Origin of the sequence: Nocardia sp. NBC_01329 (assembly GCF_035956715.1) — a bacterium.
Taxonomy (GTDB): Bacteria; Actinomycetota; Actinomycetes; order Mycobacteriales; family Mycobacteriaceae; genus Nocardia.
This window is the reverse complement of the sequence record NZ_CP108381.1, coordinates 232,991-255,817: the sequence shown is the minus strand read 5'-3', so window position 1 is coordinate 255,817 and position 22,827 is coordinate 232,991. Positions and strand designations below refer to the sequence as shown.

Annotated in this window: 21 protein-coding genes; 9 read left to right on the top strand and 12 right to left on the bottom strand. The window is 65.9% G+C overall.

From position 1 onward, the window contains the following. Positions 1–58 precede the first annotated feature (58 nt). The 3 genes from OG405_RS01145 to OG405_RS01135 all read right to left on the bottom strand — a co-directional run bounded on the left by OG405_RS01145 (position 59) and on the right by OG405_RS01135 (position 3,469). Positions 59–1,459, bottom strand: a complete 1,401-nt coding sequence (locus tag OG405_RS01145) for a class II fumarate hydratase (protein WP_327149785.1) — start codon at positions 1,457–1,459, stop codon at positions 59–61. 175 nt (positions 1,460–1,634) lie between these two features. Further along, a complete protein-coding gene (locus OG405_RS01140; RefSeq protein ID WP_327149784.1) occupies positions 1,635–2,348 on the bottom strand; it encodes an ESX secretion-associated protein EspG in 714 nt (237 codons plus the stop codon). Next, positions 2,345–3,469 (bottom strand): hypothetical protein, encoded by a 1,125-nt coding sequence (locus OG405_RS01135; protein WP_327149783.1) that lies wholly within the window; start codon positions 3,467–3,469, stop codon positions 2,345–2,347. Before OG405_RS01135 ends, OG405_RS01140 begins: the two co-directional genes overlap by 4 nt. A 99-nt stretch (positions 3,470–3,568) precedes the next feature. Here OG405_RS01135 and OG405_RS01130 point away from each other — a divergent pair, with 99 nt between their 5' ends. Continuing rightward, positions 3,569–3,712 (top strand): hypothetical protein, encoded by a 144-nt coding sequence (locus OG405_RS01130; RefSeq protein ID WP_327149782.1) that lies wholly within the window; start codon positions 3,569–3,571, stop codon positions 3,710–3,712. Here OG405_RS01130 and OG405_RS01125 read toward each other — a convergent pair. Further along, entirely contained in the window at positions 3,709–4,344 is a 636-nt protein-coding gene (locus tag OG405_RS01125) for a DUF3558 domain-containing protein (RefSeq protein ID WP_327149781.1), read from the bottom strand. The genes OG405_RS01130 and OG405_RS01125 overlap by 4 nt on opposite strands. Further along, positions 4,344–4,709, bottom strand: a complete 366-nt coding sequence (locus OG405_RS01120; RefSeq protein ID WP_327149780.1) for a hypothetical protein — start codon at positions 4,707–4,709, stop codon at positions 4,344–4,346. The genes OG405_RS01125 and OG405_RS01120 overlap by 1 nt, the downstream gene beginning before the upstream one ends. A 511-nt stretch (positions 4,710–5,220) precedes the next feature. Between OG405_RS01120 and adh the strand changes: the two genes are divergently transcribed. The 3 genes from adh to OG405_RS01105 all read left to right on the top strand — a co-directional run bounded on the left by adh (position 5,221) and on the right by OG405_RS01105 (position 7,778). Further along, the gene (adh, locus tag OG405_RS01115) at positions 5,221–6,738 is read left to right on the top strand and encodes an aldehyde dehydrogenase (protein ID WP_327149779.1); all 1,518 of its coding nucleotides are present in this window, start codon (positions 5,221–5,223) and stop codon (positions 6,736–6,738) included. Further along, positions 6,738–7,139 carry a DUF779 domain-containing protein gene (locus tag OG405_RS01110; protein ID WP_327149778.1) on the top strand — a complete coding sequence of 134 codons (402 nt, stop codon included), beginning with the start codon at positions 6,738–6,740 and terminating at the stop codon, positions 7,137–7,139. Before adh ends, OG405_RS01110 begins: the two co-directional genes overlap by 1 nt. Positions 7,140–7,301: 162 nt before the next feature. After that, positions 7,302–7,778 carry a VOC family protein gene (locus OG405_RS01105; protein WP_327149777.1) on the top strand — a complete coding sequence of 159 codons (477 nt, stop codon included), beginning with the start codon at positions 7,302–7,304 and terminating at the stop codon, positions 7,776–7,778. A 30-nt stretch (positions 7,779–7,808) separates the two neighbouring features. Here the strand turns inward: OG405_RS01105 and OG405_RS01100 are convergent, their stop codons facing one another. Beyond that, complete coding sequence (locus OG405_RS01100; protein ID WP_327149776.1) at positions 7,809–8,453, bottom strand: TetR/AcrR family transcriptional regulator; 645 nt, start codon at positions 8,451–8,453, stop codon at positions 7,809–7,811. Positions 8,454–8,542: 89 nt separating this feature from the next. Here OG405_RS01100 and OG405_RS01095 point away from each other — a divergent pair, with 89 nt between their 5' ends. Further along, complete coding sequence (locus tag OG405_RS01095; RefSeq protein ID WP_327149775.1) at positions 8,543–9,628, top strand: epoxide hydrolase family protein; 1,086 nt, start codon at positions 8,543–8,545, stop codon at positions 9,626–9,628. Here OG405_RS01095 and OG405_RS01090 read toward each other — a convergent pair. After that, positions 9,623–9,895: a hypothetical protein gene (locus OG405_RS01090; RefSeq protein WP_327149774.1), complete on the bottom strand. Its 273-nt coding sequence runs from the start codon at positions 9,893–9,895 to the stop codon at positions 9,623–9,625. The two genes, OG405_RS01095 and OG405_RS01090, sit on opposite strands and share 6 nt — an antisense overlap. Positions 9,896–10,518: 623 nt before the next feature. Here OG405_RS01090 and OG405_RS01085 point away from each other — a divergent pair. Continuing rightward, entirely contained in the window at positions 10,519–11,868 is a 1,350-nt protein-coding gene (locus OG405_RS01085; RefSeq protein WP_327149773.1) for a PhoH family protein, read from the top strand. A 72-nt stretch (positions 11,869–11,940) separates the two neighbouring features. Here OG405_RS01085 and OG405_RS01080 read toward each other — a convergent pair whose 3' ends face one another. From OG405_RS01080 to OG405_RS01070, 3 genes are all read right to left on the bottom strand, one after another. Next, positions 11,941–12,354, bottom strand: a complete 414-nt coding sequence (locus tag OG405_RS01080) for a limonene-1,2-epoxide hydrolase family protein (RefSeq protein ID WP_327149772.1) — start codon at positions 12,352–12,354, stop codon at positions 11,941–11,943. A gap of 534 nt (positions 12,355–12,888) precedes the next feature. After that, on the bottom strand, positions 12,889–14,181 hold the full coding sequence (gene glyA / locus OG405_RS01075; RefSeq protein WP_327149771.1) for a serine hydroxymethyltransferase: 1,293 nt from the start codon (positions 14,179–14,181) through the stop codon (positions 12,889–12,891). Between the two features lie 111 nt (positions 14,182–14,292). Then, positions 14,293–15,492: a DUF885 domain-containing protein gene (locus tag OG405_RS01070; protein WP_327149770.1), complete on the bottom strand. Its 1,200-nt coding sequence runs from the start codon at positions 15,490–15,492 to the stop codon at positions 14,293–14,295. Positions 15,493–15,771: 279 nt separating this feature from the next. Between OG405_RS01070 and coaA the strand changes: the two genes are divergently transcribed. Continuing rightward, positions 15,772–16,704, top strand: coding sequence for a type I pantothenate kinase (gene coaA, locus OG405_RS01065; RefSeq protein ID WP_327149769.1), 933 nt, complete (start codon positions 15,772–15,774; stop codon positions 16,702–16,704). A 431-nt stretch (positions 16,705–17,135) separates the two neighbouring features. Here the strand turns inward: coaA and OG405_RS01060 are convergent, their stop codons facing one another. After that, positions 17,136–17,924 carry an isoprenyl transferase gene (locus OG405_RS01060; RefSeq protein ID WP_327149768.1) on the bottom strand — a complete coding sequence of 263 codons (789 nt, stop codon included), beginning with the start codon at positions 17,922–17,924 and terminating at the stop codon, positions 17,136–17,138. A gap of 410 nt (positions 17,925–18,334) precedes the next feature. Between OG405_RS01060 and trhA the strand changes: the two genes are divergently transcribed. Together trhA and OG405_RS01050 are read left to right on the top strand one after the other, a co-directional pair. Continuing rightward, on the top strand, positions 18,335–18,958 hold the full coding sequence (trhA, locus tag OG405_RS01055; RefSeq protein ID WP_327152589.1) for a PAQR family membrane homeostasis protein TrhA: 624 nt from the start codon (positions 18,335–18,337) through the stop codon (positions 18,956–18,958). Between the two features lie 125 nt (positions 18,959–19,083). Beyond that, on the top strand, positions 19,084–20,610 hold the full coding sequence (locus OG405_RS01050; RefSeq protein ID WP_327149767.1) for an adenylate/guanylate cyclase domain-containing protein: 1,527 nt from the start codon (positions 19,084–19,086) through the stop codon (positions 20,608–20,610). A gap of 67 nt (positions 20,611–20,677) precedes the next feature. On the opposite strand, the gene OG405_RS01045 is transcribed toward OG405_RS01050, so the two are convergent. Then, entirely contained in the window at positions 20,678–22,726 is a 2,049-nt protein-coding gene (locus OG405_RS01045) for a thioredoxin domain-containing protein (protein ID WP_327149766.1), read from the bottom strand. Positions 22,727–22,827 lie beyond the last annotated feature (101 nt).

Sequence of the window (22,827 nt, the reverse complement as noted above, 5' to 3'; positions counted from 1 at the left end):
TCCGCGCATGCCGAGGCGACGCACGCCGTCCCGCGGGCGGCGGGTCCGTTCGTCTGCTTCAGCTGTTGTCGATATTCGTCATGGACAGAACATCCAGGCGTCGATCGAGTTCGGCTTCGCTGAGCTGGTCCCCGATCAGCCCACGATCGATCACCGTCTGCCGGATGGTCTTCTGTTCACGCAGCGCCTGTTTGGCCACCGCCGCCGCCTCCTCGTAACCGATCACCGAATTCAGCGGAGTCACGATCGACGGGGAGGATTCGGCCAGCGTCTGCAGGCGTTCGACGTTCGCGGTCAGCCCGTGCACACACCGGTCGGCGAACAACCGCGACACCGCCGCCAGCAGCCGGATCGATTCGAGCACATTACGTGCCATCACCGGGATGTAGACGTTCAGCTCGAAATGTCCGCCCGCCCCGGCGAACGCGACCGCGGCATCATTTCCGATCACCTGTGCTGCCACCTGGGTAACCGCCTCCGGCAGTACCGGATTCACCTTCCCCGGCATGATCGAACTACCCGGCTGCAGATCGGGGAGTTGCAGCTCACCCAGTCCGGTCAGCGGACCCGAACCCATCCAGCGGATATCGTTGGCGATCTTGGTCAGGCTCACCGCGACGGTCCGCAGCGCCCCGGAGACCTCCACCAATCCGTCACGGGCCGCCTGCGCCTCGAAATGATCCTCGGCCTCGGTCAGCGCGTCGATCCCGGTGGTCCGGACCAGCTCCGCCACCACCTTTTCGCCGAACCCGGCGGGCGCGTTCAGGCCGGTCCCGACGGCTGTGCCGCCGATCGGCAGTTCACCCAGCCGCGGCAGCGTCGCCAGTAGCCGCTCCATACCGGCTGCGATCTGCCGCGTATAACCGCCGAACTCCTGACCGAGCGTCACCGGAACGGCATCCATCAGATGAGTGCGCCCCGATTTCACCACTGTGCGCCATTCGGTCGCCTTGTCCAGCAGCGCCAGCCGCAGATGTTCCAGGGCCGGCAGCAGATCCTTGATCACGGCCTCGGTGGCGGCCAGATGCGTCGCAGTCGGGAAGGTGTCGTTCGACGACTGGGACATGTTCACATGATCGTTCGGATGCACAGTGACCCCGTGACCTGCCGCGATCGAGGCGATCACCTCGTTGGCGTTCATATTCGAACTGGTCCCCGACCCGGTCTGGAATACGTCGATCGGGAACTGGTCGTCGTGACGCCCCTCAGCGATCTCACCAGCGGCCGCGACGATCGCCGCGGCCCGCGCCTCGTCGAGCAATCCCAGGTCGCGGTTGACGATCGCGCAGGCACCTTTCAGCAGCCCGAGCGCCCGGACCTGCGCCCGCTCCAGCCCACGCCCGCTGATCGGGAAGTTCTCGACCGCCCGCTGAGTCTGGGCACGCCACAACGCGTCCACCGGAACGCGGACCTCGCCCATAGTGTCGTGCTCGATGCGGTACTGCTTCTCCTCGCTCATGATTCCGACCCTATGCCGCTTCCGGGCTGTGTCGGCGTGCCACGCGTGAGGTCTGGGTCACCGGGTTACCGAACCGGCTCGACATCGGCGAGGCTCCCCCGCTGCCTCGACCGGCAGCGACGCTTCCGACAGGGAGTGGCGGTACTACGCCCGGCATCCCGGCCGGCTTCGGCCCCTACTGCCTTCCGGACGAGATCAACCGTTCGATCTCACGGCTCAGCTCGGCATGCGAGATCGGGTCGATATGAAAATCCTGATAACGATGCTGGTAGACATAGCGCCCGTCATCGGCGATATCGAACCAGCTCAGATACCGGGGCGGCGGTGGATCCGCTTCTCGCACCCGGTGGCGTGCCTTGAGAAAACCGGAACCCGCGCGCGGCGCCTTCAGCAACCGGCGCATCCGGTCGGCAGGCTGTGGCGTTCCGCCGTTCCAGACTTCGTAGGTGTCCCGGAGCCTGTCGATACTCTCCACAAGTGGTGGCCGGGTCCCCTTCGGCAGTTCACCGAGAATCTGCAGGAATATCTTGGGAACGATTGCGGGCGAACCGGTCTGGATCACGAATTTTCCGTCGAAATCGGTAGTGGTGCCGGGGAACTGCACTGCGGTGACGGCGGTATTGCCGGCGAACGCGCCGTAGGCGCGGATCCGGAGCCGGCGGGAACCGGAAAGACTGAGCGTGTACTCGGGATCGGCCGCGATCCGCAGCGCGCCTGTGAGATTCGGGTCACCGCCGCGAGGGTATGCGGTCGCGATCCTGGCAGCCAACTGCTGGAACTCGTCCTCCCAGCGCATCGACGACCGCACCTCCATCGGGTACGGATACCGGTCCATACCCGTCTCCTGCCAGACGTGCATGAACTCGTCCGGGGTGAACTCCCACTTCACCGCCGGTCCCCGCGATCGTCGGCAGGCTGCGCGGCGGGCGCGTCCGCCCCGAGAACCCCGCCCAGGGAGACGATCCGAGGTCCGAACAGTTCTTCCTCTCGGTCCTGGATCAGGTAATCGGGAGTCTTGTGCTCATCGTCGTCCTCGCCGCGTTTGCCCGCGCCCGGCGACATCATGCCCGGCATCCCGGACGTACCTCGGTTGGCACCTGCGGCGGTAGAGGCCGCGGCAGGACCACCCGTGGAAGTGCCGGGGGTGCCGGGTGCGCCCGCGACCGTCTTACCCGGGGTCCGGGTCTGGGGAGTACCACCCGGCGTTCCGGAAGGCGCCCCCGACGGCACCGACGGTGCGCCGGTGGTCGTGGTCGATGAGGTGGTGCGTTGCGGATCGCCGGTCGGGGTGCCGGTGGTGGCGCTCGGCTGCCGAGTGGTCGGGCTCTCGTCGGTGCCCGCGGCTGTGGTCTGGGAATCCTCCTCGTTACCTGCGGTTTCCGTATCCTCGCCCGGAGTTTCGTTCTCCCCGGGCGTTTCGGCACCGGGAGTCTCGGTGGAGGGGTTGGCAGAGGTCGTATTGCTACCGTTGGGGCCGGAGGTCGAGGTTCCCCCCGGAACAGACGAATCCGACTGATCCCCCGGACCCTGGACAGGTACGAAAGTCGGAACACCTTCGCCCGCAGGCTGATAGGTCGGTTTGTAGGCCAAATTCATGGCTTCCACCGCGACCAGCCGCTGCTCTTCCTTGAACCGATCGAGTGCGGCGGCGGCGACAGGGTCGGTGGCGCCGACGACAGTCTGGGCAATCTGGGCCGGGTCGTTTACGGACGTGGTGATCGCGGGGTCGGTTCCGGGTATTCCCGGCAACTGGGTAGGCGGTGGCGGCACGGATTTGCGCACGACCTCGGCACCGTATGCGGCCGCTTTGATCCGCAAGCCGACTGAACGGATCACTTCCTGCACATCGGTCGACTGGTCGTAGAACTTGCGGGCGGCCTGGTTGGCGGCGTCGGCGAACTGGCCATCCATACCATCGGAGAGCTCGCGCTGGATGGCCAGGTGGGCGCCGAACAACCCGCCACTGAGAGCGATTGCGACTTCCTCGTATGTATCTGAGAACTGTCGCATAACTCCCGGGCGCATTTTCCCGACTTTCTCATATATCTCTTGATGCGAGAGCCCCTCGAACTGCTCCATAGCAGTGATATAAGAAGGATCACGATCGCCATGAGATACTTGGCTTCCGAAGTACTCCGCACCCGATTGACTCTGCTGCCCGGAGAGCCGTTGCTCGACCGCCGAGGGAGCGATTCCGAGCCCTGGACCGAAGAGCCCCGGCAGCGCAGGCTGCTGTTCTCCGCCCACCGCTAGTTCTCCATTCCGATCGACGGCTCCAGAGTCTCCGCGATGTGCAGAACGCCATCGCAACGCGCGAGCCCGGCTTCTGAACCCTCGAAAGTCATTTCAGTACTGAAGATTACAAAGCCGACCTCGGTTCGTACGTGAATATCGCAAGTCTTCACCAACTGCGGGTCGCGAACCCATACCGCTTCACGACCATTGACTTTCAACGGCTCACTGTTTGCACTGTTCTTGTCCAGGTCTTCTTGCCAGCTCACATTGCCTGAATCGATCTGCAAGTCCCAGTTCGACCCATCAAAATCGCAGGTCAAAAAGGTGTACTCCGCGACGAGATCCCGGCCTCTTCGCCGGCTTTCAGGATCCAAGCCCGCAGCTGTGATGGCGTCATCGCTGATCCAGGTGCACGGGTCGAAAACGACCTCCGGCCGTCCCTCGGTCGTGTACTCGTTCTGCTGCGAAGGCGGCTGCAACCGGGGTGCGGTGAGAGTCGATCGAGGTGACGCACTCTCCGAACTGCCCGACACAACTGCCGAGGCCGAGGGCCCTTCGGTAGGCGTCTGCGACTCCTGCGCACATCCAGCGCTCAGCAACACCAGAGCACAAGACGCGGCAGCTGTCGCAAGTTTGGATCGTGTCGTCACTATTGGACCTCCGCCACTGCGGCGATTGCACGCCGGTTCATTTGATCGGCCTCTTCGAACGCACCACCGGCCTGGAGAAAGGCTGCAGCCATACGCAAGGCAGCTTCTTTCAACCCAACCATCGCCTCAATCGTGCGGGAGTGCTTGCCGTCGAAACCGTCTCGGAGTTCCGAGGCCGAGTCGAATCCTCCGAAGCCATCCAACCGGTCGATGCGTCTCATCACGTTGAGCTGCTGGTCCACACACGAATCGACCAACCGCGTGTACACCGCCGCACACCGCTCCGCGGCCCCCCGCTCCATCCGGAATGTCCCCGCCACAGCCTGCTGATACAGCGCGGTCGCGGTCCCCTGCCCCACTTCCATACCGCTCGGCCCACCCTTCCGTAAACTTCACTCACCATACTGGACGCACCCGACCCCACTCCGGTTCCCACAGAGCCTCCAGAACCGCCACACCACAGATCGACTCGCTCACCCGGCGGCTTCCGGGTGACCGTGCGATCAGTCGACCCAGAGCACCACGCAGCCTCGGCAGCCGCCGTTCATCCGAGTGGGTTGCCGCCGACGCGGGCTTTCGTCGGGATGAACCTTTCTCTCCTCGCGCGACAGACCGATCCAGAACTGTCTTCGCTCGGTAGCAGGAAAGACCGTGCCGGCTCTCGAGCACACCACTGTCCGAACCGGCGCGCATCAACCCGCGGCAACGCGGGAATTCCCGACTCCGCTGCCCGCACCGGCCCGATCTCCCCGCCCACGGAATCGAACCCACGATTCACCGCGAACGCCGCGTGGCGCCCCGCGATAGGCGGCATAGTGAGGTACATCACGCTTATCCGGCGTGCGTTAAGCGCCCGAGTCGACCGAGGAGTTCGTTATGACCTACGCCAAGCCCGGTGCCGACGGCAGCATCGTCAGCTATGCCGCCCGATACGACAATTTCATCGGCGGCGAGTGGACCGCGCCGGTCGAGGGTAAATACTTCGACAATCCGTCACCGGTCGATGGCCGGACATTCTGCGAGGTAGCCCGCTCCACCGCCCCCGATGTGGAGTTGGCTCTCGATGCCGCGCATGCGGCCACCGACAGCTGGGGGGCTACCTCCACCACCGAGCGCGCCAATATCCTCAACAAGATCGCGGATCGGATCGAGGAGAATTTGGAGGCTCTCGCCGTCGCCGAGACGTGGGAGAACGGGAAACCGGTCCGCGAGACGAAGGCGGCGGACCTGCCGCTGGCCGTGGATCATTTCCGGTACTTCGCGGGGGCGATCCGCGCCCAAGAGGGCGGGATCAGCGAAATCGATGCGGATACCATCGCCTATCACTTCCACGAACCACTCGGCGTGGTGGGGCAGATCATTCCGTGGAATTTCCCCATTCTCATGGCCACTTGGAAATTGGCACCGGCGCTGGCTGCCGGTAACACAGTTGTGTTGAAGCCGGCGGAGCAGACTCCGGCGTCGATCTTGAAAGTGGTCGAGTTGATCGCGGATCTGCTGCCGCCGGGTGTACTCAATGTGGTGAACGGGTTCGGGGTGGAGACCGGCAAGCCGCTGGCGTCGAGTCCACGGGTCGCGAAGGTGGCGTTCACCGGCGAGACCACCACCGGCCGATTGATCATGCAGTACGCGAGCGAGAACATCATCCCGGTCACCTTGGAACTGGGTGGGAAGAGCCCGAATATCTTCCTGGCGGATGTCATGGCGGCCGATGACGATTTCCTGGACAAGGCCGTCGAGGGTTTCGTGATGTTCGCGCTGAACCAGGGCGAGGTCTGTACCTGTCCGTCGCGGGCGCTCATCCATTCGTCGATCTACGACGAGTTCATGGCCCGCTGTGTGGAGCGCACCGAAGCGATTGTCAGCGGTGATCCGCTCGACGACGCGACCATGATCGGCGCGCAGGCGAGCAACGACCAGTACGAGAAGATCATGTCCTACATCGATATCGGCAGGAAGGAAGGCGCCGAGGTGCTGACCGGTGGCGGCTCGCGGTCGGTCGAGGGCTATCCGGACGGCTTCTATGTGGAGCCGACCATCTTCAAGGGCAGCAACGATATGCGCATCTTCCAGGAGGAGATCTTCGGCCCGGTGGTTTCGGTCGCCACCTTCGATTCCACCGAGGAGGCTCTGAAGATCGCCAACGACACCCTCTACGGTCTCGGCGCCGGGGTGTGGACCCGTGACGGCAATACCGCCTATCGGCTCGGCCGGGGAATCAAGGCCGGCCGGGTGTGGACGAACTGCTATCACGCCTACCCGGCGCATGCGGCGTTCGGCGGCTACAAGAAGTCGGGTATCGGCCGCGAGAACCACGCCCAGATGCTGGACCACTACCAGCAGACCAAGAATCTGCTGGTCAGCTACTCACCGCAGAAGCTCGGTTTCTTCTGATGCCGGATCCGAACCGAGTGGAACTCACCGGCGGTGCCGCCGATCTGCTGCACGACCTGATCGAACGGCACGGCCCGGTGATGTTCCATCAGTCCGGCGGCTGCTGCGACGGCAGCGCACCCATGTGTTACCCGCGCGGCGAGTTCCGGGTCGGCGCGCAGGATGTGCTGCTCGGCCGGGTGGACGTGGACACTCCGTTCTGGATGAGCGCTGACCAGTACGAATACTGGAAGCACACTCATCTGACGGTGGACGTGGTGCCCGGGCGCGGGAGCGGGTTCTCGCTGGAGGCACCGGAGGGTGTCCGGTTCCTGATCCGTTCCCGGCTGCTCACCGACGAGGAATTCCTCCGCCTCGAAGCCGCATCGCCACCTCCGACGGGCGCGGATATCTCCGAATGACGTGCCCTTGCCGGACCCGGATCGGAACCGACCGGGTCCGGCGAGTCGGGCCGTCTGCGAGACGCCGGTGCCGGAGTATCGATCGAACCCGCCGGCACCGATCAATTCCGGCTCCGGGATTCGTCGTCAGTACATACCGGCCGTCCGCTGAGGAGGATCGTCATGCAGAAGATCGTCACCAATCTCTGGTACGACACCCAGGCCGAGGAGGCCGCCGAGTTCTACTGTTCCCTGTTCCCCGACAGCAAGGTCACCGGGGTCCAGCGCTATACCGAGGCGGGTATGCGCGAGGCGGGAACAGTGATGCTGGTCGATTTCGAGCTCGCCGGGCAGCAATTCACCGCGATCAACGGTGGCGGCGACTACCACTACACCCACGCGATGTCGCTGCAGGTCAACTGTGACGATCAGGCCGAGGTGGACCGGTTGTGGGAGGCTCTGCTCGCCGACGGCGGCGCGGAGGTCCAGTGCGGCTGGCTCAACGACAAATACGGTGTGCCGTGGCAGATCTGGCCGAGCCAGGCCAACGAACTGCTCTCCCGTGACGACCCGGCCGCCGTCGATCGTGCTCTCGCGGCCATGTACCAGATGAAGAAGATCGATCTGCGGGTGATGCAGGACGCCTTCGCCGGCGGGTAGACCGCCGACACGACCCGGCCGCCGGTCGGTTCAGGCGCGTTTCCAGCGCCAGGCGAACTCGCCCGGCCGCGGTGGCGGACCCGGCAGGTCGCCGTCGGTGGTCAATCCATCGACCAGGACGGCCAGTACCCGACGCCGCAATTGTGTGGTGCGCTCCTTGCGGGGCACCGCGATGGCTGCGCACGCCTCCAGCATCAAGCCGATATCCTGCGGCGTCACCCCTTCGCGCAACCTCCCGGTCTCGCCTGCTCTACGCACCAACTCGGCGGTTACCGTGTCGGCGTGCTCGACATCGGGCCCCATTTCCGGGTCCGGTGTGAAGGTGCCCGCCAGGTGGACCGTGAGCGAGTGCACATCGGCGTCAACGATCCGCTCCAGGAACCCCACCAACGCCTGCCAGCCGTCCGGTTCGGCCAAGGCCGCATCGGCCTCCGCGTTGTAGCGACGCAGCCCTTCGTGGCAGAGCGTGCGCAGTAGCGCCTCTTTGCTCGGGTAGCGGCGGTAGAGCGCGCTGATCCCGACCCCGGCCCGTTCGGCCACCGCGGAGATCGGGGCCTTCGGTTCGGCGAGGAACACTTCCCGCGCCGCCTCCAGGACAAGGCTGTCGTTGCGTGCGGCCTGCGCCCTACGGCCGGACAGTGGCTTGTGTGCAGGCGTTTCCGCTGATTTCGGCATACATCGACCCTACCATTTGAAACGGAATGCTCCATTCTGATATCGTTCTAACAGAACAAAACATTCCGTTCCGAAGAAGAGGATTCGACATGGCCACCGTTCAGCCCTTCCGCATCGAGGTCCCGCAGGCCGATATCGACGATCTGCACAACCGGCTCCAGCGCACCCGCTGGGCAGATCAGATCCCCGGTTCCGGCGACGACTACGGCGTGAGCATCGACCGGGTGCGCGCGCTGGCGGACCACTGGCTACAACTCGATTGGCGGAAGCTGGAGGAGCGGCTCAACACCCATCCCCAGTTCGTGACCGAAATCGACAGCCAGCGGATCCATTTCCTGCACATCCGCGCACGGCAGGGCGTCGGCTTCCCGCTGGTCCTGACCCACGGCTGGCCCGGGACCTTCGTCGAATTCCTGGACCTGATCGATCCGCTGACCGCGGCGGGCTTCGATCTCGTGATCCCCTCGGTGCCCGGTTACGGGTTCTCCGGCCCCACGACCGAGGCGGGCTGGAACGACCAGCGGATCGCCCGGGCCTGGGCCGAACTGATGAGCCGATTGGGCTACGCGCGCTACGGCGCGGTCGGTAACGACGGCGGCTCGTCGATCTCGGTGGAATTGGGCCGGGTCGCACCCGATCGTGTGGTGGGCATGCATGTGGCGCAGGTGTATTCGTTCCCGTCGGGCGATCCGGCCGAGATGGCGGACCTCGATGCCGACGAGCAGCGGTCGCTGGACACCCTGAACTGGTTCGTCGAAAACAAGATGGGGTTCAATGTGCTGCAGTCACAGCAGCCGCAAACCCTCGCGCATGCTCTGGCGGATTCGCCGTCGGGCCTGCTCGGCTGGAACAGTCAGCTACTGGGCCCGGATCTGGACGACGAGTTCGTGCTCACCAATATCGCCGTGCACTGGTTCACCGGCACCGCGGGTTCGTCCATCCGGCACTACTTCGAGAAAGACAAGGCGACCACCCCTGTCGAGCCGTCGACCGTACCGCTGGCGCTGTGCGGGTCCGCGGGTGATTTCCACGGAATCCGGCGGTTCGCCGAACGCGACCACAACATCGTGTCGTGGCGGACGCACGAGGTGCACAGCCACTACCTGCATCATGTCGCGGCGGATCTCATGGCCGCCGAGATCACGGAGTTCTTCGGCGAGCACCGGAGGTCATGAGTGCTCGTTCAGATATTCCAGATAGAACCCGCGCAATGCCTCCGCGAGTTCACCCTCGCCGGCGTGTGCGTAATCGTCGAGCATCGGCACCACCCATTTGATATCGGCTTCACTCTCCCCCGTTCGCCCCGCCGTGGCCTCCGCGGCCGGGATTCGGGTCAACAGGTCCCAGAGGAAGCGGATATCACCGTGCCGCACCGCGAGCTTGACCGCGCGGTCGTGCAGCTCCTTCGACGAGAGCTTGTCCAACTCCTCGTGCTGGGTCATATCGCCGACTCTAATCCCGGAACGCGGGTCCGGGTCCGTTTTCGGCCCGGGTCGCCAGGGACGAACGCCGCGTGGCGCGCCCGCTTCCGCCGGATACCGTGTTGCGATGACCGGATGACCGACGAAACCCTGACCACGCCCCCCGGCTTCCAGGTCAAACGTCACTCTGGTCACGGCCGTCAAGGAGCCGGGTCACAGTCATGTTCCGGTACTGATGGAACAGTTGCACGATTGACACGACACGGAGGCGAACCCGGAGCGAACACACCGTCGGGATGAGAGACACGACAGATTGGACCCATACCCGATCCGAATCGGCCGAGAGTCGAAAATATCCATCCTGAACTGCGCAAATCCAGCCAACCCGAGCCGCGTTCACAGCGAATTCATCAAAGCCTCCCGCATTTCTCCGAGCGCTCAGGGGTGGTGACGAGGTAGCTTCGGAGTGGCGGGTCGCACGTTGCGGTTCGCTCGGGAGGTCCTGACCGTGACTGAGAAACTCAGTACGAGGGGGCCGGCACCCGGTCCTCGTGGCCGCTGACGCACTCCGCCAGCCGCCATCCGGACCTACCGGCCCAGCGAGACTGTCTGTGTGGGTGCCGCGCAGACCCTAGGAGCCTACCGTGACTGATAATCGCTCCGTATCCGCCCCATCGGCGAATTCTCGCTTCATTCAGAAAGGTTTGAAAACCTTCGTCATCGACACCTCGGTACTGCTGTCCGATCCCTGGGCGGTAACCCGATTCGGCGAACACCATGTGGTGTTACCGCTGGTCGTGATCAGCGAACTCGAAGGTAAACGGCATCACCACGAACTCGGCTGGTTCGCCCGCGAGGCCCTGCGCATGCTCGACGATCTACGCGTGGCCCACGGACGGCTCGACGAACCGCTGCCGATAGGCACCGAGGGCGGCACGTTGCAGGTGGAACTGAACCACACCGATCCCTCGGTGTTGCCGATAGGCTTCCGCACCGAGAGCAACGACTCCCGCATCCTGGCCTGCGCGCTGAACTTCGCGGCCGAGGGACGCCAGGTGGTGCTGGTGTCCAAGGACATCCCGATGCGGGTGAAGGCCAGCGCGGTAGGTCTACGGGCGGAGGGCTATCACGCACAGGATGTGGTGACCTCCGGTTGGACGGGCATGGTCGAGATCGACACCGCCTCCGAAATCGTCGACCGGCTCTACAGCGAATCGGTGGTCGACCTCGACGATGCCCGAGAACTGCCCTGCCACACCGGAATCCGGCTCCTGGGCAGTAGTTCGAGCGCTCTCGGACGGGTGACCCCGGATAAACGGGTGCAGTTGGTACGGGAACGGGAGGCGTTCGGCCTGCACGGCCGGTCGGCGGAACAGCGGGTCGCACTGGACCTGCTGCTCGACGAGAGTGTCGGCATAGTCTCGCTGGGTGGCCGGGCCGGCACCGGTAAATCGGCGCTGGCGCTCACCGCCGGTTTGGAAGCGGTGCTGGAGAAGCGCACTCAGCGCAAGGTCGTCGTGTTCCGGCCGCTGTACGCGGTGGGCGGACAGGAACTCGGCTACCTACCCGGCACCGAGAACGAGAAGATGGGCCCGTGGGCGCAGGCCGTCTTCGACACCCTGGACGGCCTGGTCAGCCGCGAGGTGATGGAGGAGGTACTCAGCCGGGATATGCTAGAAGTCCTTCCGCTGACCCATATTCGCGGCCGATCGCTACACGATTCCTTCGTGATCGTCGACGAAGCCCAGTCGCTGGAACGCAATGTCCTGCTGACGGTGCTGAGCCGGCTCGGCGGCGGTTCCCGGGTCGTCCTCACCCACGATGTCGCCCAGCGCGACAATCTACGGGTCGGCCGCCACGACGGTGTCGCCGCGGTGGTCGAAAAGCTCAAGGGGCATCCCCTGTTCGCACACATCACCCTGACCCGCAGTGAACGGTCCCCGATCGCCGCACTGGTCACCGAGATGCTGGAGGAATACGGGCCCAACTCCTAGGACCGACGCACAGCCGTTCGGGAGCGCCGCGGCGTTCCCGAACGGCGTGGCGTGTCACCGGGACCCGGAGGATCAGCGACCGAAGAGCGCCTTCACGACCCCGACCGCGGTGCCGCGCAGGAAGTTCTCCCAGCTGAAATGGTCGTGCCACAACACGATCCGGCCGTCACGCAGCTCGAACGTCCCCATCACCCAGAACGAGATGTTCACCGGCCCGAACCGCAGCACATCGGTGCGATCGGTGAGCACCACCGATCCTTCCGCGGCGATATGGTGCATCTCCGCGGCGAAACCGAACTGATCCCGGTCCAGCCCGCGCAGCACCTTCCCGACCCGGCGCGCCCCGCGCACATCCGGCAGCGAGGTGTTCTTCCAGACGATATCGGGATGCACCAACTCCAGCGCCTCGTCGAGCGCGCCGATCTCCATCGCGGTGAAGAACTCACGGACGGTGGTGACAGCGTCCTGATTCAGATCGGTATCCATCACCCGAGCCTAAGGCCGTCGCCGGGCAGGGGCCAGGGTTGAAGAAGCGGACTGTGTCTTTCGGCGCCGCCCGCGGCCGCCACGCGATCCGCTGACCGGCGTTGCACGTCCGACCGACGACGACTGACCCACGGACCAGGAGTGAAGCCAGCGGTGAACTCGAGCCCCGCGGTGGTCGTCGACACAGGCCGACCTGTGCGTACCCGCCACCCCGGACCGGCGTTGCACGTCCGACCAGGAGCACGCCCCGACGCCGACAGCGCGAGCAAGCCACATACAGACCGAGACCTCGAGTCCCGACGCAACCCGCATGAGTCGAGTTTTACGAGACACCCCAAAGGGTTGAGGCCGTCTCGCCGTTCAGCGCCCGAAGCGCATGCGACGTGCGGTCGGCCATCCGATGGACCGACCGTTGAGCACCTTCGGCCGAGGTGAACCCACCCAGGCCAGGGTGCGAGTCTCGAGGCCTGAACGGCGAGACCTCAGGGCCTCAGCCCCCGCGCCGCCGCAGGCGGCGCCGAAAACACAGCAACATCACAGCAGGTTCCAGTCCTCCAGGCCCTGGTAGAGCGGGAAGTCGTTGGCCAATTTCTTGACCCGGCCGCGGAGGGCGTCCAGGTCGGCGTCGCCGGCGAGGGCGGTGGCGATGATATCGGCGACCTCGGTGAATTCGGTATCGCCGAAGCCGCGGGTGGCCAGAGCGGCGGTGCCGATACGCAGGCCGGAGGTGACCATCGGCGGGCGGGGATCGAAGGGGACCGCATTGCGGTTCACCGTGATGCCGACCTCGTGTAGCAGGTCTTCGCCCTGCTGGCCGTCGAGGGCGGAGTTGCGCAGATCGACCAGGACCAGGTGGACATCGGTGCCGCCGGTGAGGACGCTGATGCCCTTACCCGCGACGTCGGTGCCGGTGAGGCGTTCGGCCAGGATCTTCGCGCCGGATACGGTGCGCTGCTGGCGTTCGGCGAACTCCGGTGTACCGGCGATCTTGAACGCGACCGCTTTCGCCGCGATGACGTGCATCAGCGGCCCGCCTTGCTGGCCGGGGAACACCGAGCTGTTGAGCTTCTTGGCGTAGTCCTGCTTCGCCAGGATGAGTCCCGAACGGGGGCCGCCGAGAGTCTTGTGGACGGTGGAGGACACGATATCGGCATGCGGTACCGGGGAGGGGTGCAGACCGGCGGCGACCAAACCGGCGAAGTGCGCCATATCCACCCACAGGTAGGCGCCGACCTCGTCGGCGATCTCGCGGAACGCCGCGAAGTCCTGGTGCCGCGGGTAGGCCGACCAACCGGCGACGATCACCTTCGGCCGCGATTTCCGCGCGATGGCCCGCACATTGTCCATATCCACCCGGTGGTCTTCTTCGGAGACGCCGTAGGAGTGGACTTCGTAGAGCTTGCCGGAGAAGTTCAGCCGCATACCGTGGGTCAGGTGGCCACCGTGGGCCAGGTCGAGGCCGAGCAGACGGTCGCCCGGATCGAGCAGCGACATCAGCACGGCGGCATTGGCCTGCGCACCGGAATGCGGCTGCACATTCGCGAAGTCGGCGCCGAACAGCGCCTTGGCGCGCTCCCGGGCGAGGTTCTCGACCACGTCGACGTGTTCGCAGCCGCCGTAGTAGCGGCGACCGGGATATCCCTCGGCGTACTTGTTGGTGAGCACACTCCCCTGTGCTTGCAGCACCGCGCGCGGGACGAAATTCTCCGACGCGATCATCTCCAGGGTGTCGCGTTCACGGGCCAGCTCACCCGCCATCGCGGTGGCGAGCTCCGGGTCGAGCTCACCGAGAGACTGGGTATTGACAGAGGCGGTCGTCTGCGTCACGAGGTAAGTGTATGAGCCACCTCCGTGCTGTGTTCAATTGCCCCGCGGCTTCGGTCGTGGAGATGAGAGCCGGTCGATCGCGGATTCGTCTTCGCGGGCCGGCGCAGCTGACTACGCGGCAGCGCGCAGGGTAGAGGGGATGAGGGGTTCGTCGAGCAGGCGGCGGAAACGGTCGGCGCGTTCGTCCTCGTCGGCGGCGCGGTCCAGCCAGCCGCCGAGCAGCTTGTATCCCTCGACGTAGGTGCTCGTATAGGCGCGCCACAGCGGCGAGGACAGGAAGCGCAGGGACTGGCGGGCCCGGTCGGCAGTGGTGAGCGACCAACGTTCCAGGAAGGCGGCCACCTCGTCGGCGTCCTTGCCCTGGTCGTGCAACATGAGCGCGGCGTCCTGGCGGACTCCCAGCAGCCGGCCCGAGGCCTCGGACAACCGCTCGGCGCGTTCCCCGTCGAATCGCAAGCCGAGGTCCGCGTAGATCTCCTGCGCCCACCGACCCCATCCGGGTCCGACGATCGAGCGCAGGGCGAGATCCGCGAGCCCTTCGGCCATCAGGCACTGCGGGGTGTTCACCAGGAAGATGGTCTGCTCGGCGTGTCCGGCGGCCACGAGTCCGGCTTCCTTGCGGCAATGTTCGGTGTGGTGACCCGGGTAGGACTCGTGCGAGATGAGCCGCGGCAGGTTCGCCATATGCTGGCGCAGATCGGAGTTGATCGCGACCGTGGACCGGTAATCGCCGAGGTAATAGTTGAATCCGGACCACGGTTTGTCGCCGACCACCTCGTAAGTGACATGTTCGTGGTCGGGCAGCGGGTATCGCGCCCGCACGAGTTCGCGCAGCGCGCCGGAGAACGCCTGCACGCAGGCTTCGAGCCGGTCGGGTGGGATCTCGTCGGCTTTGCGATGGGCCGCCATCCGTTCGGCCAAGGGCCCCGAGCCGCCCAGGACCTCGTCGATCCTGCGGTGTGCCTCCTGGTAGTCGTCCGGGTTACCGGCAGCGATATCGACATCGAAGTAGGCCCGGACCTCGTCGACGAAGCCGATTTCGTCGCCGGCGAATTTGCGGCCCGAACATTCCAGTGCCCGCAGATGCACATCGATGAACTCGGTGCGCTCCGGGGTCAGGCCCGCGTTCGGCAACTCCGAGCGCAGGCGCGCGGCCGCCCGGGCCAGATCCCGGGGTTCGGGCTTCGGCGCGTTCTCGACCTCCTGCCGCAACCGGGGATCGGCCGTGTAGGCGTCGACGAATCCCTCTTCGATCCGGTCGAATGCCAGACCGAGCCGCAGGTATTCGATCACCAGAGGATGGGCTTCCATGGCACCGACCCTATCCGGCACGGTTGGGCGAAACCATCCGCGATCCGGGCGCAGCCGGAGCGAAGACGGCGCCGCGCGGGCGATCCCGCTGGACGCTCTTGCCACGACAACCGGTAATGGACCCCCTCGTGCGCCCGCTCCCCCATGAGGGGCAGAATTCAGCCATGAGGGCACAGCCAGAGCGCCGGACCTGCCGGGGTCGCGACAGCCACAGCGGCGGAATCCCACGAGAACGACACCGTGAACACGAGTGTCCGGCCGAGTGGGAGCGCTGAATAGATGGCCAAGGCGAGCGAGCCGAGTCCGTATGTGGAATTCGACCGGAAACGGTGGCGGGAACTGCGCAAATCGACTCCGCTGGTGCTCACCGAAGAGGAACTGATCGGGCTGCGGGGTCTGGGCGAACAGATCGATCTGGAAGAAGTGGCCGAGGTCTACCTGCCTTTGGCGCGACTGATCCATCTACAGGTGGCGGCCAGGCAGCGGCTGTTCGCGGCCACCGCCACCTTCCTCGGGGAATCGCATCCGGACAAACAGGTGCCGTTCGTGATCGGGGTGGCCGGCAGTGTCGCGGTGGGCAAATCCACCACCGCCCGCGTCCTGCAGGCGCTGCTGGCCCGCTGGGATCACCACCCCCGTGTCGACCTGGTGACCACCGACGGATTCCTGTATCCCACGGCGGAACTCACCAGACGCGGCATCATGCATCGTAAAGGTTTTCCGGAGAGCTACGACCGCCGCAAACTGCTGCGATTCGTCACCGAAGTGAAATCGGGCGCCGAAGAAGTGTGCGCGCCGGTCTATTCACATATCTCCTACGATATCGTCCCGGGCGAATTCCACTGCGTACGCCAGCCGGATATCCTCATCGTCGAAGGTCTGAACGTATTGCAGACCGGCCCCCGGCTCATGGTTTCGGATCTCTTCGACTTCTCGATCTACGTCGACGCCCGGATCGAAGATATCGAAACCTGGTATGTACGCAGGTTTCTCAGCCTGCGGGCGACCGGATTCGCCGACCCGAAAGCTCATTTCCACCACTACGCCAAATTCACGGACGCCGAGGCGACGGCGGCCGCGAAAGACATCTGGAACTCCACCAACCGACCCAATCTGGTGGACAATATCCTGCCCACACGGCCACGAGCGACGCTGGTCCTGCGCAAGGATTCCGACCACACCATCAACCGGTTGCGGCTGAGAAAGCTGTAGTACGGGAGGGGCTGGGGTCGCGAAGGTGAGAAGTGGGCCCACTGGCGAACGTCAGAGGCGAGCCCACCCGCGAACCTCAAAGGCAAGCCCACCCGCGAAGGTGAAAGGTGAGCCCACCCGCGAAGGTGCTGTGTTTTTGGCGCGCTGGCGCGCGCGGGGTTGAGGCCCTGAGGTCTCGCCGTTCAGGCCTCGAGACTCGCGCCTTCGGCGCATGCGCTTCGAGGCCTGAACGGCGAGACGGCCTCAACCCTTTGGGTGTCTCGTAAGACTCGACTCGGGTGGTTGTGTCAGCGGTCGCGGTCGCGGTGGCATGCGGACCGGCCGGGAGGGGCGGGACTCGTATCTGGGCATTTTATGAACAGCCGCGCGATCACTGTGATGATTTTGCGAGGCTCGCGAAGGTCGAGGGCCTGTGGCCTGTGGCGCGGCAGTTAGGTGCCGTAGCGGCGGTGGCGAGCGGCGTAGTCGCGCAGAGCTCGCAGGAAGTCGACCCGGCGGAACTCCGGCCAGTAGACCTCGGTGAACCAGATCTCCGAGTAGGCGCTCTGCCAGAGCAGGAAGCCGGAGAGTCGTTGTTCGCCCGATGTGCGGATCACCAGGTCGGGGTCGGGCTGGCCCGAGGTGTAGAGGTGCTGGCCGATGGCGCTGACCGTGATGGACTGGACCAGGTCTTCGCCTGTTTCCCCGGCCGATATCTCCTGGCGGACCAGTTGGCGGACCGCGTCGGCGATTTCTTGGCGGCCGCCGTAGCCGATGGCGACGTTGACGTGGGTGCCGGTGCGTTCGCGGGTGCGTTCGGTGGCGGTACGCATACGTTTGGCGACGAGGTCGGGGAGGCCGTCGAGGGTGCCGACGATACGGACTCGCCAGTTCTGTTCCGGGGCGGCCAGTTCTTCGACGACGTCGGTGATGACTTCGAAGAGGGTTTCCAACTCTTCTTGGCCGCGGCTGAGGTTTTCGGTGGAGAGCAGGTAGACGGTGACGAGCTCGATTCCTTCGCCTTCGCACCAGCTGACCAGTTCGGCGACTTTGAGGGCACCGACACGGTGTCCGTGGGTGATATCGGTGAACCCGTTCTCCCGGGCCCAGCGACGGTTACCGTCGCACACCACGGCAACATGGCGCGGATGCTGTTTACCCGCAAGCTGCTTGGCCAGACGGGCCTCGTAGATGCGATAGGGAAAGCCCCGCAGCCGACTCGGAAATTCCACGACGACCAACAGTACGCCTTTTCCGGTCCGTGCCCGTAGTTGCCGCGGAATGCGCTGGCGCCCACGGCCGGGGACAAGACTGCCCGTCTCCGGTATCGAGCCGGTACAGTAGGCCGAGATAAACCTACGCTGCCGTAGGTTACCCACGGGTTGTCTATCGATCGCTGGTCGGGCCGCGGCTACTGTCCGCGGGCCCGACCGGCGGCCGGACCCGTCGTGCTGCGGCCGGAGGCGGTCCAGCGCAGAGCCGACCAGGAGGTAACGTGCCCGACCAGTCCCCCGGCGGTCCTTTCGATCCCGGCAAACTCGATCCACCCGGCGCTGTCCTCGATACCGGGAGCGATCCACGGCCCCGCCCCGACAACGACGATCCCGTTCCGAATCCGGCCGACTCCTTGGTCGCGCTGGTCAAACCCACGATGCGCGGCTGGATCCACACCTGGGCCGCCGGTATCGCCGCGCTGGCCGTGATCGCCCTGGTCGCGAAGGCGACCACGGTCTCGGCAACCGCGGTGGTGGCGACGCTGATCTACGGGCTGACCATCTGCGCCCTGTTCGGGGTCAGCGCCATCTATCACCGCATCACCTGGACCACGGTCCGGGCGCGAACCCGGATGAAACGCGCCGACCATTCGATGATCTTCCTTTTCATCGCGGGCACCTACACCCCCTTCGCGCTGCTCGGACTGCCCGAACCGACCGGCCCGATCCTGCTCGCCGTGGTGTGGACGGGAGCACTGGCCGGGGTGGCACTGAAGGTGCTGTGGCCGCACGCCCCACGCTGGGTGGGGGTGCCGCTGTATCTATTGCTGGGCTGGGCGGTGGTGCCGGTGGGCGGCGAACTCTATCGGTCGGTCGGTCTACCGGCAGTGTTGCTGCTGGTCGCCGGTGGGCTGGCCTACAGCTTCGGCGCGATTCTCTACGCGACCAAATGGCCGAATCCGTGGCCGAGCACCTTCGGTCACCACGAGTTCTTCCACGCCGCCACCGTGGTGGCCGCGCTCTGCCACTATCTGGCTGTCTGGCTGGTGCTGATCGGTTGAGCAGGTCGTGTCGGTAGGGAGCAGTCGTTCACGGACATATGCCCAGCTGCGTCGATTAGGCTCCTTGTTCGTGTCCTCCGATACCGGCCGCCCGTGCTCCAGCGGCCACCGCGGGTAGCTGTCCGATGGCCTACAGTCTCGGGTCCCGGCCCCGGTCCAGGTCGATCACCCGGCTGATGCAGTGGACCGTCCGCGCCCGCTGGGGGCTGGCATCGGTCGTCATCGCCGCGCATCTGAGCGGTCTCGCGGTGATCGTCACCCAGCTTGTGCTCATCGGGTTCCCCGGTCGCGTCGGCGCCCATCAGCTGGCCGGGCTGGCGCTTGTCACCGTCTACCCGATCTTCGCCTCGCTGATCGGTATCGGTCTGGCCGTCCGCGACCGGATGAGTTATTTCTCCTGGCTGGACGGGGCACGCAAACCGACACCGGAGGAAGCCCGGCGGATCCTGCACCTACCTGCCGGAGTGACTCTGCGGTCGCTTGTGCTGTGGGTTCCCGGGGTGGTGCTGTCCGCATATCTGCTGGCCCGGCTCACGACCGAGAACGATTTCACCGTCCTGGTGGCCATGTTCTCGATCGGCGGGCTCGAATCCGCCGGTCTGACCTACCTGATCGTGGACCGGGTGATCCGGCCCGTGGTGCCGATCGTCGCCGGAGTGCTCGGTGTGACCATGCACTGGAGTTCGTCGGTATTCGTCCGGGTGGCACTGGCCTGGGCGGTATCCGGTGCCATGCCACTCAGCGCGCTGATCGTGGTGCTGGCCGATCCGGCCACGACCATGGAACACCGCATCCGGACCGGCATCTACCTCGCGGCCATCAGCCTCCTCGTCGGAGTGCTGGCCACCTGGGCGCTGGCCCGCGCGGTGGCCGCGCCGCTGCGGACGCTGCGGATCGCGGTGGACCGGATCACCCGCGGCGATCTCGATGTCCGAGTCTCGGTCGGCAGCGCCAGCGAGATCGGGCGGCTCGAGCATTCGGTCAACGAGATGTCGGCGAATCTGCGCGAACGGCTGCGGATGCGCGATGTGTTCGGCCGACACGTAGGCGAGGAGGTGGCCGAACGGGCGCTGGCCGGCGGTATCGATCTCACCGGTGATGTGCGGGAGGTCTCGGCGCTGTTCGTGGACGTCACCGGATCGGTGGCGATCTCCACCGGTCTGCCCCCGCAGGAGTTCGTGGACATGCTCAACCGGCTGATGGCCACCGTGGTCGCCGCGACCGAGGAGAACGACGGGCTGGTGAACAAGTTCGAGGGCGATGCGGCGCTGTGTATATTCGGTGCCCCGATCGCGCTGGCCGACAATGCGACTCCCGCCCTGCGGGCGGCCCGGCGGATCCGTGACGAGATCCTGGCTGCGGGCGAATTCGATATCGGGATCGGCGTGGCGCGAGGGCGGGTGTTCGCCGGGGATATCGGAACCGACACCCGCCGGGAGTACACCGTGATCGGGGACGCCGTGAACGCGGCAGCCCGGCTCACCAGCCGGGCCAAAGAGGTGCCACGACGGATTCTGGTCTCCCAGAGCGTTATCGACGCGGCCGACCCGAGCGAACGCGCCGAATGGGTGAAGTACGGCGCCGTGGCGTTGCGCGGCATCGACGCGCCGACCCCGTCCTGGACCGACCGCGAAGACACCCCGCCGCACTGACCCCCCGCGCGAAGGTCACAGCATCGTCAAGCTCTCCGCGTGGAAGACCACCGCACCGACCGGGTTTCTACGCCGAGGCCGCAGGCCCGGTCAGCGCGGCACGCAGCGCGGCGGGGGTGGTCACCGGCAGATCGCAGACCGAGCCGCGGCAGACGTAGGCGGCCGCGGTGCCCTCGATCGAGGGCCGATCGGCGAGCAGCGGGACGGTATCCACATCGGCCCGGACGACGACGGTGCCGCCGGGCGCGTAGGCCCGCGCGATCTCCAGCAGTTCCGCGTCACCCACCGGTTGGTAGCCCGTGGTGGAGATGGCGATCTGCAGCGGACCCTGTAGTGCGGCTTCGGCCACCGTCAACCACTGTCCGGCCGAGCGGGGCGCCTTCGCCAGCACCACCGCACCGCGTGCCAGCGTCTGTTCGGCCAGTTCGCGGTAGCGGGCAGCGCGGTCCGGTTCGACGACAGCCGATGCGGTCAGCAACGCCTCGGCCAGTACCGACGCCCCGGCCGGGGTGGCGCCGTCGATCGGATCGCGGGGGCGCGCGATGAGCGTTTCGGCGTCATCGGCGGTATCGAACCAGCTGCCGGGTTCGTCCGGGTCGGCGAAATGCGCGACGGCCGAGTCGAGGATGCGGTGGATATCCGGTAGCCAGCCCGCCGAGCCGGAGTACTGGTGCAGGGCCAGCAGCGCGGTGGCCAGCCAGGCATAGTCCTCGAGTACCCCAGGCGCGCTACCGGCGACTCCGCCGAGCGAGGCCCGCAGCACCCGATCATCGACGACGTGCAGGTCGAGGATCACCCGGGCGAGGTCGTAGGCGGAGTCGAACCAGTCGCGCCGGTCGAGGGCGCGCGCCGCCTCGCACAGCGCGGTGATCGCCATACAGTTCCAGGCGGTGACCGCTTTGTCGTCGCGATCGGGTTGTGGGCGACGTTCCCGGGCGGCACGCAGCGCGGTGCGGGCCTGCGCGAACCGGTCCGCGTCCTCCGGATCGGCGCGCAGGGTCAGCACCGAACAGCCCTGTTCGAAATTCCCGGCCGTCGTGACCCCGAATACCTCCCCGGCCCAGGCACCTTCGATAGGCCCGAGCTCTCCGATCAGCTCGGCGGGGTTCCAGACATATGTCGCGCCCTCCACACCGGGCTCACCCGGTTCCACATGGGTGTCGGCATCCAGGGCGGAGGCCAGACCGTGCGCGGTGGACAGATCGTCGAGCAGGAACCCGACCAGTTCCTCGGTGATCCGGCGCGGCAGCCGGTCGTCGGGACTCCGGCGCGCGAGGTGCGCGTAGAAGCGCAGCAGTTGCGCATTGTCGTAGAGCATTTTCTCGAAATGCGGGACCACCCAGGCCGCGTCCACCGCATAGCGGGCGAACCCGCCGCGCAACTGGTCGTAAATACCGCCGCGGGCCATGGCCTCGGCGGTGCGGTCCACCACGGCCCGTACCGCGGGATCGCCGGTGCGCTCCCAGCTGCGCAACAAGCCCTCGAGCAGCGCGGCGGGCGGGAATTTCGGGGCGCCGCCGAAACCGCCGTGGGTCTCGTCGAAATCGCGCAGGACGGTGCCCGTGGCATTGTCCAGCAGCTCGGCGGTGACGGTGAGCTCGGATTTCGGGATCCCGCCCGCCTGCTCGCGTAAAGCCGCGGCCACCTGTTCGGAGGCGGTGTCGACATCGGCTCGGCGGTTCCGCCAGGTATCGGTGATCGCGGTCAGTAACTGGGTGAACGACGGCATCCCGCCCCGCGGCACCTTGGGGTAGTAGGTACCGCAATAGAACGGTTCGCCCGCCGGGGTCAGAAAGCAGGTCATCGGCCAGCCGCCCTGGCCGGTCATCGCGACGGTGGCGTTCATGTACACCGCGTCCAGGTCCGGACGCTCTTCGCGGTCGACCTTGATGCAGACGAACTCGTCGTTCATCTGCGCGGCGGTGGCCTCGTCGGCGAATGATTCGTAGGCCATCACATGGCACCAGTGACAGGACGCGTACCCGATCGACAGCAGGATCGGCACATCGCGCGCCGCGGCTTCGGCGAGCGCGTCGGCATCCCATTCCCGCCAATGGACCGGGTTGCTCGCGTGCTGACGCAGGTACGGCGAGGTGGCACCGGATAGACGGTTCATACCCTCCAGCCTTCCACAGTCACCCGCGACCGCGCCCCGGCAAACCGGTGCACGATCTCTCGACAGCCGGGTCTCGCTGATCAGCTGACCACCACTGCCGA

Coding starts and splice junctions, on each gene's coding strand:
- OG405_RS01145 (WP_327149785.1), bottom strand. CDS start 1,459: ATGAGCGAGGAGAAGCAGTACCGCATCGAGCACGACACTATGGGCGAG.
- OG405_RS01135 (WP_327149783.1), bottom strand. CDS start 3,469: ATGCGACAGTTCTCAGATACATACGAGGAAGTCGCAATCGCTCTCAGT.
- OG405_RS01130 (WP_327149782.1), top strand. CDS start 3,569: ATGAGATACTTGGCTTCCGAAGTACTCCGCACCCGATTGACTCTGCTG.
- OG405_RS01120 (WP_327149780.1), bottom strand. CDS start 4,709: ATGGAAGTGGGGCAGGGGACCGCGACCGCGCTGTATCAGCAGGCTGTG.
- adh (WP_327149779.1), top strand. CDS start 5,221: ATGACCTACGCCAAGCCCGGTGCCGACGGCAGCATCGTCAGCTATGCC.
- OG405_RS01110 (WP_327149778.1), top strand. CDS start 6,738: ATGCCGGATCCGAACCGAGTGGAACTCACCGGCGGTGCCGCCGATCTG.
- OG405_RS01105 (WP_327149777.1), top strand. CDS start 7,302: ATGCAGAAGATCGTCACCAATCTCTGGTACGACACCCAGGCCGAGGAG.
- OG405_RS01100 (WP_327149776.1), bottom strand. CDS start 8,453: ATGCCGAAATCAGCGGAAACGCCTGCACACAAGCCACTGTCCGGCCGT.
- OG405_RS01095 (WP_327149775.1), top strand. CDS start 8,543: ATGGCCACCGTTCAGCCCTTCCGCATCGAGGTCCCGCAGGCCGATATC.
- OG405_RS01090 (WP_327149774.1), bottom strand. CDS start 9,895: ATGACCCAGCACGAGGAGTTGGACAAGCTCTCGTCGAAGGAGCTGCAC.
- OG405_RS01080 (WP_327149772.1), bottom strand. CDS start 12,354: ATGGATACCGATCTGAATCAGGACGCTGTCACCACCGTCCGTGAGTTC.
- OG405_RS01070 (WP_327149770.1), bottom strand. CDS start 15,492: ATGGAAGCCCATCCTCTGGTGATCGAATACCTGCGGCTCGGTCTGGCA.
- coaA (WP_327149769.1), top strand. CDS start 15,772: ATGGCCAAGGCGAGCGAGCCGAGTCCGTATGTGGAATTCGACCGGAAA.
- trhA (WP_327152589.1), top strand. CDS start 18,335: ATGCGCGGCTGGATCCACACCTGGGCCGCCGGTATCGCCGCGCTGGCC.
- OG405_RS01050 (WP_327149767.1), top strand. CDS start 19,084: ATGGCCTACAGTCTCGGGTCCCGGCCCCGGTCCAGGTCGATCACCCGG.
- OG405_RS01045 (WP_327149766.1), bottom strand. CDS start 22,726: ATGAACCGTCTATCCGGTGCCACCTCGCCGTACCTGCGTCAGCACGCG.